Source organism: Streptomyces sp. SID3212 (assembly GCF_009865405.1).
Taxonomy (GTDB): domain Bacteria; phylum Actinomycetota; class Actinomycetes; order Streptomycetales; family Streptomycetaceae; genus Streptomyces.
The window spans coordinates 1-7834 of sequence record NZ_WWJY01000425.1 but is presented as its reverse complement, the minus strand read 5'-3'; the positions used below and the strand labels follow the sequence as shown (position 1 = coordinate 7834).

Sequence of the window (7834 nt, the reverse complement as noted above, 5' to 3'; positions counted from 1 at the left end):
CGGCACACCCCGGCGGCGCTGCCGCCGGGCCCGCGCCGGGGCCACTGAGGCCCGGGACGCCGAAGCCCGGTACACCGAAGGAATCAAGCCCGGGACGCCGAAGGAAAAAGCCGGAAGCTGTGGGGTCCGGCGCGGAACCGTCCGCGCCGGACCCCACAGCTTCCGGCTTTCCCGTGCCGCCGTCCGGCCGGGCTACTTCTTGCGGCCGCGCTTCTCGCGCACCCGTACGGAGATGTGGATCGGCGTACCCGCGAAGCCGAACTCCTCGCGCAGGCGGCGCTCCACGAAGCGGCGGTAGCCCGCCTCGATGAAGCCGGAGGCGAAGAGCACGAAGCGCGGCGGCTTCGCGCCGGCCTGCGTCCCGAACAGGATCCGGGGCTGCTTGCCGCCGCGGACCGGGTGCGGGTGCCCGGCGACCAGCTCACCGAGGAACGCGTTCAGCCGTCCTGTCGGAACGCGGGTCTCCCAGCCCTCCAGCGCCGTCTCGATGGCGGGGACCAGCTTCTCCATGTGGCGGCCGGTGAGGGCCGACACGTTCACCCGGGGCGCCCACGCGACCTGCGCCAGCTCGGTCTCGATCTCCCGTTCGAGGTAGTAGCGGCGGTCCTCGTCCAGGGTGTCCCACTTGTTGTACGCGATGACGATCGCGCGGCCCGCCTCGACGGCCATCGTGACGATGCGCTGGTCCTGGACGCTGATGGACTCGGTCGTGTCGATCAGGATGACCGCGACCTCGGCCTTCTCGACGGCGGCCGCGGTGCGCAGGGACGCGTAGTAGTCGGCGCCCGCCTGGAGGTGGACCCGGCGGCGGATGCCGGCGGTGTCGATGAACTTCCAGACCGTGCCGCCCAGCTCGATCAGTTCGTCCACGGGGTCACGGGTGGTGCCCGCGATCTCGTTGACGACCACCCGGTCCTCCTTGGCGACCCGGTTCAGCAAGGAGGACTTGCCGACGTTCGGGCGGCCGATGAGGGCGATGCGGCGGGGGCCGCCGACGGTGAGCCCGAAGGTCTGGGCCGGGGCGTCCGGCAGCGCTTCGAGGACCGCGTCGAGCATGTCGCCCGTACCGCGTCCGTGCAGGGAGGAGACGGGGTGGGGCTCGCCGAGCCCGAGGGACCAGAGGGCGGTCGCGTCGGCCTCGCCGCTCAGCCCGTCGACCTTGTTGGCGCAGAGCACGACGGGCTTGCCCGCCTTGCGCAGCAGCCGTACCACGGCCTCGTCGGTGTCGGTGGCGCCGACCGTGGAGTCCACCACGAAGACCACCGCGTCGGCGGCCTCGATGGCGTACTCGGCCTGGGCCGCGACGGAGGCGTCGATGCCGAGGACGTCCTGCTCCCAGCCGCCGGTGTCGACGATCTTGAACCGGCGGCCCGCCCACTCGGCCTCGTAGGTCACCCGGTCGCGGGTGACGCCCGGCTTGTCCTCGACGACCGCCTCGCGGCGGCCGATGATGCGGTTCACGAGGGTCGACTTGCCGACGTTCGGGCGTCCGACGACCGCGAGGATCGGCAGGGGGCCGTGACCGGCCTCGTCGATCGCCCCCTCCACCTCCTCGGGGTCGAAGCCCTCGTGTGCGGCGATCTCCATGAACTCCGCGTACTCGGCGTCGCCAAGCTCTCCGTTCGCGTCCCCGGAGTCGATCTGGTCGTTCATGAAGTCCGTACCTCGTTCATCCATCGTGATCGGTGCGCCGCAGCATGCGGCGCACTACTGAAATACTCGCGCTCTTACGCTCCGACAGCGGTCCGGGCGCCTCAAGGTCCTGACGCCTAACGTCCGGTCAGCCGCCTGGCGTCCGCCAGGTGGGCGGTCAGCCGTTCCTGGATCCGTACCGTGGCCTCGTCCAGCGCCTTGCGGGTCCGCCGGCCGCTGCCGTCACCCGCCGCGAAGGCGTCGCCGAAGACGACGTCCACCCGGCTGCGGAGCGGGGGCAGTGCCCGTATCAACCGTCCCCGGCTCTCCGTGCTTCCCAGGACCGCCACCGGCACGATCGGTGCCCCCGACCGTACGGCGAAATAGGCGAGCCCGGCGCGCAGCGAGGCGAAATCTCCCTCACCGCGGGTGCCCTCGGGGAATATCCCCAGCACCCCGCCGTGGGCGAGCACGTCCAGCGCGTCGGTGATCGCGGCCCGGTCGGCGACCGTACGGTCCACCTTCAGCTGCCCGATGGACCGCAGGAACGGGTCCAGCGGGCCGATGAACGCTTCCTTCTTGATCAGGAAGTGCACCGGCCGGGGCGCGGTGCCCATCAGCATCGGGCCGTCGACGTTGTGCGAGTGGTTGACGGCGAGGATCGCCGGACCCCGCGCGGGGACCCGCCAGGCGCCCAGGACCCGGGGCTTCCACAGGCCGTACATCAGGACCGTGCCGATGCCCCTGCCCACGGCGGCGCCCGCTTCGGACGGGGCCCTGCCCGACCGGTTCGCGGGACGTGCGCCCTGTGCGGGCGGGGCGCTCACCTGACGGCCCGCTTCTCCTCGACCAGGGTCACGACGCACTCGACGACCTGCTGGAGGGTCAGCTCCGTGGTGTCCACCTCGACCGCGTCGTCCGCCTTCGCCAGCGGGGACGTCTTCCGGCTGGAGTCCGCCGTGTCCCGCCTGATCAGCGCTTCCCTGGTGACGGAGACGTCGACCGCCTCCTTGCCCTTCAGCTCACCGCTGCGGCGGGCCGCGCGGGCCTCCGGGGAGGCGGTGAGGAAGATCTTGACGTCGGCGTCCGGCAGCACGGTCGTACCGATGTCGCGGCCCTCGACCACGATGCCCCGCACGGCCGCCGCGGCGATGGCGCGCTGGAGGGCGGTGACGACGGACCGTACCTCCGGGACCGCGCTGACCGCGCTCACCTTGGCGGTGACCTCCTGCGTACGGATCGGGCCCGAGGCGTCCTCGCCGTCGACGGTGATCGTCGGGGCGGCCGGGTCCGTACCGGACACGATCACGGGCTTGCCCGCGGCGTCCGCGACGGCGACGGCGTCCGAGACGTCGATGCCGTTGTTGATCATCCACCAGGTCATGGCCCGGTACTGCGCCCCGGTGTCCAGGTAGCTGAGCCCGAGGTGGGAGGCCACGGACTTGGAGGTGCTCGACTTGCCCGTGCCGGAGGGCCCGTCGATGGCGACGATCACAGCGGCCGGGGCGGTCCGGGCGACGGATGCTGCGGTTTCCACGGAGGCGGACACCTTCCTGGTTCACGGGTGGGAGCGGCGTGCGGGCACGCGGGACGTCCATACGCCCTCGTACAAGGTTACCGAGTACTCGGCACCACAAATGCACTCGTTCGGCGGTGGCCCCCGCCGGACGGCGTCCGCCGGACGGCCCAGGCCCGTACGCCACCCGGCCCGGGGCCGTGCTCCAGCCCGGCCCGGGCCGTCCTACTGGCGGATCGACCAGCCGCGTTCCCGCAGCGCCTCGGTGAGCAGCGGGGCCGCCGAGGGCTCCACCATCAGCTGCACCCGGCCGGCCTGCTGGCCGGTCGCGTGCTCGATCCTGACGTCCTCCACGTTCACCCCGGCCCGGCCGGCGTCCGCGAAGATACGGGCCAGCTCGCCCGGCTTGTCGCTGATCAGCACCGCCACGACCTCGTAGGCCGCCGGGGCGGTGCCGTGCTTGCCCGGCACCCTGACCCGGCCCGCGTTGCCCCGGCGCAGGACGTCCTCCACGCCGGCCGCGCCCTCGCGGCGCTTGGCCTCGTCGGCGGACTGGAGGGACCGCAGCGCCCCGACCGTCTCGTCGAGGTCGGCGGCGATCCCGGCCAGCACGTCCGCGACGGGTCCCGGGTTGGCGCTGAGGATGTCGACCCACATCGCGGGGTCGGAGGCGGCGATCCGGGTCACGTCGCGGATGCCCTGGCCGCAGAGGCGTACGGCGGTCTCGTCGGCGTCCGCGAGGCGGGCGGCCACCATGGACGAGATCAGCTGGGGGGTGTGCGAGACCAGCGCGACCGCCCGGTCGTGGGCGTCGGCGTCCATGACCACCGGGACGGCGCGGCAGAGCGCGACCAGCTCCAGGGCGAGGTTGAGCACCTCGGTGTCGGTGTCCCGGGCCGGGGTCAGCACCCAGGGGCGGCCCTCGAACAGGTCGGCGGTGGCGGCGAGCGGACCCGAGCGCTCCTTGCCCGCCATGGGGTGCGTGCCGAGGTACGCGCTCAGGTCGAGCCCGAGCGCCTCCAGCTCGCGCCGGGGGCCGCCCTTGACGCTGGCCACGTCGAGGTAGCCGCGGGCGATCCCGCCGCGCATCGCCTCGGCGAGGGTGGCGGCCACGTGTGCGGGCGGTACGGCGACGAGGGCGAGGTCGACGGGCCCGTCGGGCACCCGGTCGGTGCCGGCGCCGAGGGCCGCGGCCGTACGGGACCGGGTGGCGTCGTGGTCGGTGAGGTGGACGGTGACCCCGCGAGAGGCGAGGACGAGGGCCGCGGAGGTGCCGATCAGGCCGGTTCCGATGACGACGGCGGTTCTCACTGGGCGATGTCCTTGCGAAGGGCTGCCGCGGCGCCGAGGTAGACGTGCGCGATCCGGGAGCGGGGGAGGTCGGACTCGATATGGGCCAGTATGCGGACGACGCGCGGCATGGCGCCGGGGACGTCCAGCTCCTGGGCACAGAGGAGAGGCACCTCGACGATACCGAGTCCCCGGGCGGCGGCGGCCGGGAAGTCGCTGTGCAGGTCGGGGGTGGCGGTGAACCAGATGCTGATCAGGTCGTCGTGGCCGATCGCGTTGCGCTCCAGCATCGCCGTGAGGAGCTGCTTGACCTGGTCGTCCATGTGGCGGGACTCGTCCCGCTCCAGCTGGACGGCGCCCCGTACCGCTCGTACCGCCACGGCGTCCTCCTCGGTGATCGCGTGCGGTTTCCAGGTTAGACCGGGCGGCGGAGGGCGGCCCGGAGCGGCCTTGGCCGGCCGCCTCGCGGGACGCGCCGACGGGTCCCGTACCCTTCTCGCGCATGACGCCCGACGCTCTTGTACGCGACCACACCGTCTACTCCTGTGTGATGGGATCGCGGGCGTTCGGCCTGGCGACGGAGGGCAGCGACACCGACGTCCGGGGGGTGTTCCTGGCGCCGACCGCGCTGTTCTGGGGCTTCGGGAAGCCGCCGACACATGTCGAGGGCCCGGCCGACGAGCAGTTCTCCTGGGAGCTGGAGCGCTTCTGCGCGCTGGCGCTGCGCGCCAACCCCAACGTGCTGGAGTGCCTGCACTCCCCGCTGGTCGAGCGCCTGGACGACACCGGCCGCGAACTGCTCTCCCTGCGCGGGGCGTTCCTCTCCCGGCAGGCCCACACGACGTTCGTACGGTACGCACTCGGCCAGCGCAGAAAGCTGGAGGCGGACGTCCGGCAGCACGGCGCCCCGCGCTGGAAGCACGCCATGCACCTGTTGCGGCTGCTCGCGCTCTGCGGGGATCTGCTGCGTACGGGGCGGCTGGTCATCGACGTCGGCGCGGACCGCGAACCGCTGCTCGCGGTCAAGCGGGGCGAGGTGCCCTGGCCGGAGGTCGAGCGCCGGATGAACCGCCTGGCGGCGGAGGCCGACGACGCGGCGGCGCACTCCCCCCTCCCCCCGGAACCCGACCACGCCCGGATCGAGGACTTCCTGATCCGCACCCGCCACGCGTCAGCGCTGCGCTCCGAGCCGGCGCGGAGTTTCGAGTCGGCGCGGAGTTTGGAGGCGCACCCGGACGACCAGGGCGCGCAGCGCGTCCCGGGCGGCGGCTCCGGGCAGCTCGGGTAGCAAGGTGCCCGCCCTGGCGTCCTCCAGGGCCGTACGGAGCGCCTCCAGGTCCTTCTCCAGCCGGTCCCGGTCCGGGACGCCGTCCGTGCCGTGTTCGGCCTCGGCCTTCGCGGCGATCAGGTCCGGCAGGTACTCAGGCGCGGCCACCTCCCCGAGCAGCGTGGGCAGATGGGCCTCGATCCCGCCGCCGCGCATCAGGTGGATCCCGGTGAGCAGCGCGCGGAACGTGTAGAGCAGGGGCTTCAACTCCCCCGTCCGCCCGAAGAGTCGCTCCTGCGTGGCCGCGAACCCCGCGTAGTGGTGGGCGTGATGAGAGGTCAGCAGGCCGGGGGCGAGGGAGGCCAGTTCGGCGTGGGCGTCGGTGGTGTGCACGACCAGGGGCGACAGGAGCTGTTCCAGGACGTAGCCGTTGCGGCGCAGCATCAGCCGGGCGAACTTGCGCAGGTCGTGGGTGACGAGGTCCATCTCGACCCCGTCCCTGTCCCACATCCGGGTCCGGGTCTCGTCCGGTTCGTCCAGCCCTACGAGGGCCTCCACCGGAAGGACGTGGACCCCGCGCAGGTCGATGTCGGAGTCGCGGGAGGGGAATCCGTAGAGGTGCGCCCCGGACACCGTGGCGAACAGCAGGGGATCGGTCTCCTCCGCGAGGACCGGGCCCAGGTCGGTGACCGGCAGGCCGGCCTCGCGGAGACGGGGTTCTGACGGGGTGCGCCCCGGGGATCTGTCCGGCGAGGTCGCGTGGCGCGTGGTCGGGTGTGCGTGCATGGGTCAAGCGTCCCAGAGCGCTCCCAGGGAGAGCAGGTCGCTGCGGTACTCGATGCGTTCGGCCCACTCCTTGGGCCAGGCGCCCGCGCCGAGGTGGGCGCCCGCGAAGGCTCCGGTCAGGCAGGCGATCGAGTCGGAGTCGCCACGGGTGCAGGCGGCTCTGCGGACGGCGGTGACCGGGTCCTGCGGGAAGAGCAGGAAGCAGAGCAGCGCGGTGGCGAGGGCCTCCTCTGCCACCCAGCCGTCCCCGGTGGCCAGGCAGGGGTCGGTCTCCTCCGCGGAGGGGGCTCGCAGGGCGTCCTGGACCCGTTCCAGGGCCGCCAGGCACTCGTCCCAGCCGCGCCGCGAGAACTCCTCGGGGCTGGGGTCCTGGGAGTACGTCCACAGGTCGCCGAGCCACTGGTGGCGGTAGCGGCCGCGGTTCTCGTACGCGTACGAACGCAGCTGGCCGACCAGTCCCGTCGGCTCACCGCCCCGCGCCATCAGGTACACCGCCCGCGCCGTGAGGTCGGAGGCGGCCAGCGCGGTGGGGTGGCCGTGGGTGAGGGCCGCCTGCAACTGGGCGGCCCCCGACCGCTGTTCGTCGCTGAGGAAGGGGACGAGGCCGACGGGCGCGACCCGCATGTTCGCCCCGCAGCCCTTCGAGCCGGTCTGGCTCGCCGCCTGCCAGGGCCGGTCGCTGTCGAGGAGCATGCAGGCCGTCATGCACGTCCGGCCGGGGGCGCGGTTGTTGTCGGGCGAGTGGTACCAGGCGACGAACTCCTCGCGCACCGGCCGTACCAGGCGCAGCGGTCCGAGGACGCCCCGGTCCGTCGCGGTGCGTATGCCCCGGGCGAGCGCGAGGGTCATCTGGGTGTCGTCGGTGACGATCGCCGGCCTCGGCAGTTCCATCTCGCGCCAGGGGCCGCACTTGGCGAGGATGGACGGTACGTCGTTGAACTCGGTCGGGAAGCCGAGGGCGTCGCCGATGGCGAGCCCGGTCAGCGATCCCGTGGCGGCTTGTTTGGTGAGGGTCCTGGTGGAGATCACGTGGTCCGTCCTTCCGGTCGCAGGAGAGGGGGATGCAGAGTGGTGGCGGCGCCCGCGCGGTAGAGCGCGGCGGGTTTGCCCCGGCCGCCGGTGCGGCGCGGCGGCCCCTCGACGGCCTGGACGAAGCCCGGGGTCGCGAGGACCTTGCGCCGGAAGTTGGGCCCGTCCAGCTCCACGCCCCAGACGGTCTCGTACACCTGCCGCAGCTCCGCGAGGGTGAACTCCGGCGGGCAGAACGCCGTGGCGAGACAGCTGTATTCGAGCTTGGCGCCGATCCGGTCGTAGGCGTCGGCGAGGATGTCGCCGTGGTCGAA

8 protein-coding genes and 1 pseudogene are annotated in these 7834 nt (G+C 72.9%); 1 reads left to right on the top strand and 8 read right to left on the bottom strand.

The annotated features are described in order from the left end of the window. Window positions 1-192 precede the first annotated feature (192 nt). From der to aroH, 5 genes are all read right to left on the bottom strand, one after another. Window positions 193-1653 (bottom strand): ribosome biogenesis GTPase Der, encoded by a 1461-nt coding sequence (der, locus tag GT042_RS12770; RefSeq protein ID WP_161308819.1) that lies wholly within the window; start codon window positions 1651-1653, stop codon window positions 193-195. A 116-nt stretch (window positions 1654-1769) separates the two neighbouring features. Continuing rightward, window positions 1770-2357: a lysophospholipid acyltransferase family protein gene (locus GT042_RS12765; protein ID WP_161308821.1), complete on the bottom strand. Its 588-nt coding sequence runs from the start codon at window positions 2355-2357 to the stop codon at window positions 1770-1772. Window positions 2358-2455: 98 nt separating this feature from the next. Beyond that, complete coding sequence (gene cmk, locus GT042_RS12760) at window positions 2456-3181, bottom strand: (d)CMP kinase (protein ID WP_161308818.1); 726 nt, start codon at window positions 3179-3181, stop codon at window positions 2456-2458. A 192-nt stretch (window positions 3182-3373) separates the two neighbouring features. After that, window positions 3374-4459 (bottom strand): prephenate dehydrogenase, encoded by a 1086-nt coding sequence (locus GT042_RS12755; protein ID WP_161308817.1) that lies wholly within the window; start codon window positions 4457-4459, stop codon window positions 3374-3376. Beyond that, entirely contained in the window at window positions 4456-4818 is a 363-nt protein-coding gene (gene aroH / locus GT042_RS12750; protein WP_161308816.1) for a chorismate mutase, read from the bottom strand. Before aroH ends, GT042_RS12755 begins: the two co-directional genes overlap by 4 nt. A 122-nt stretch (window positions 4819-4940) precedes the next feature. Between aroH and GT042_RS12745 the strand changes: the two genes are divergently transcribed. After that, entirely contained in the window at window positions 4941-5726 is a 786-nt protein-coding gene (locus tag GT042_RS12745; RefSeq protein ID WP_161308815.1) for a nucleotidyltransferase domain-containing protein, read from the top strand. Here GT042_RS12745 and GT042_RS12740 read toward each other — a convergent pair. The 3 genes and pseudogenes from GT042_RS12740 to GT042_RS12730 form a co-directional block, all read right to left on the bottom strand. Further along, entirely contained in the window at window positions 5610-6491 is an 882-nt protein-coding gene (locus GT042_RS12740) for a nucleotidyltransferase domain-containing protein (protein WP_161308814.1), read from the bottom strand. The two genes, GT042_RS12745 and GT042_RS12740, sit on opposite strands and share 117 nt — an antisense overlap. A gap of 3 nt (window positions 6492-6494) precedes the next feature. Then, window positions 6495-7520 (bottom strand): ADP-ribosylglycohydrolase family protein, encoded by a 1026-nt coding sequence (locus GT042_RS12735; protein WP_345943754.1) that lies wholly within the window; start codon window positions 7518-7520, stop codon window positions 6495-6497. Next, window positions 7517-7834 (bottom strand): annotated as a pseudogene (locus GT042_RS12730) (NUDIX hydrolase); the annotation flags it as partial. The pseudogene GT042_RS12730 and the gene GT042_RS12735, both read right to left, overlap by 4 nt.

Excerpts from the sequence above, each read along its gene's own strand:
- GT042_RS12765 (WP_161308821.1), bottom strand. The coding sequence starts at position 2,357 with ATGTACGGCCTGTGGAAGCCCCGGGTCCTGGGCGCCTGGCGGGTCCCC.
- GT042_RS12745 (WP_161308815.1), top strand. The coding sequence starts at position 4,941 with ATGACGCCCGACGCTCTTGTACGCGACCACACCGTCTACTCCTGTGTG.
- der (WP_161308819.1), bottom strand. The coding sequence starts at position 1,653 with ATGAACGACCAGATCGACTCCGGGGACGCGAACGGAGAGCTTGGCGAC.
- GT042_RS12740 (WP_161308814.1), bottom strand. The coding sequence starts at position 6,491 with ATGCACGCACACCCGACCACGCGCCACGCGACCTCGCCGGACAGATCC.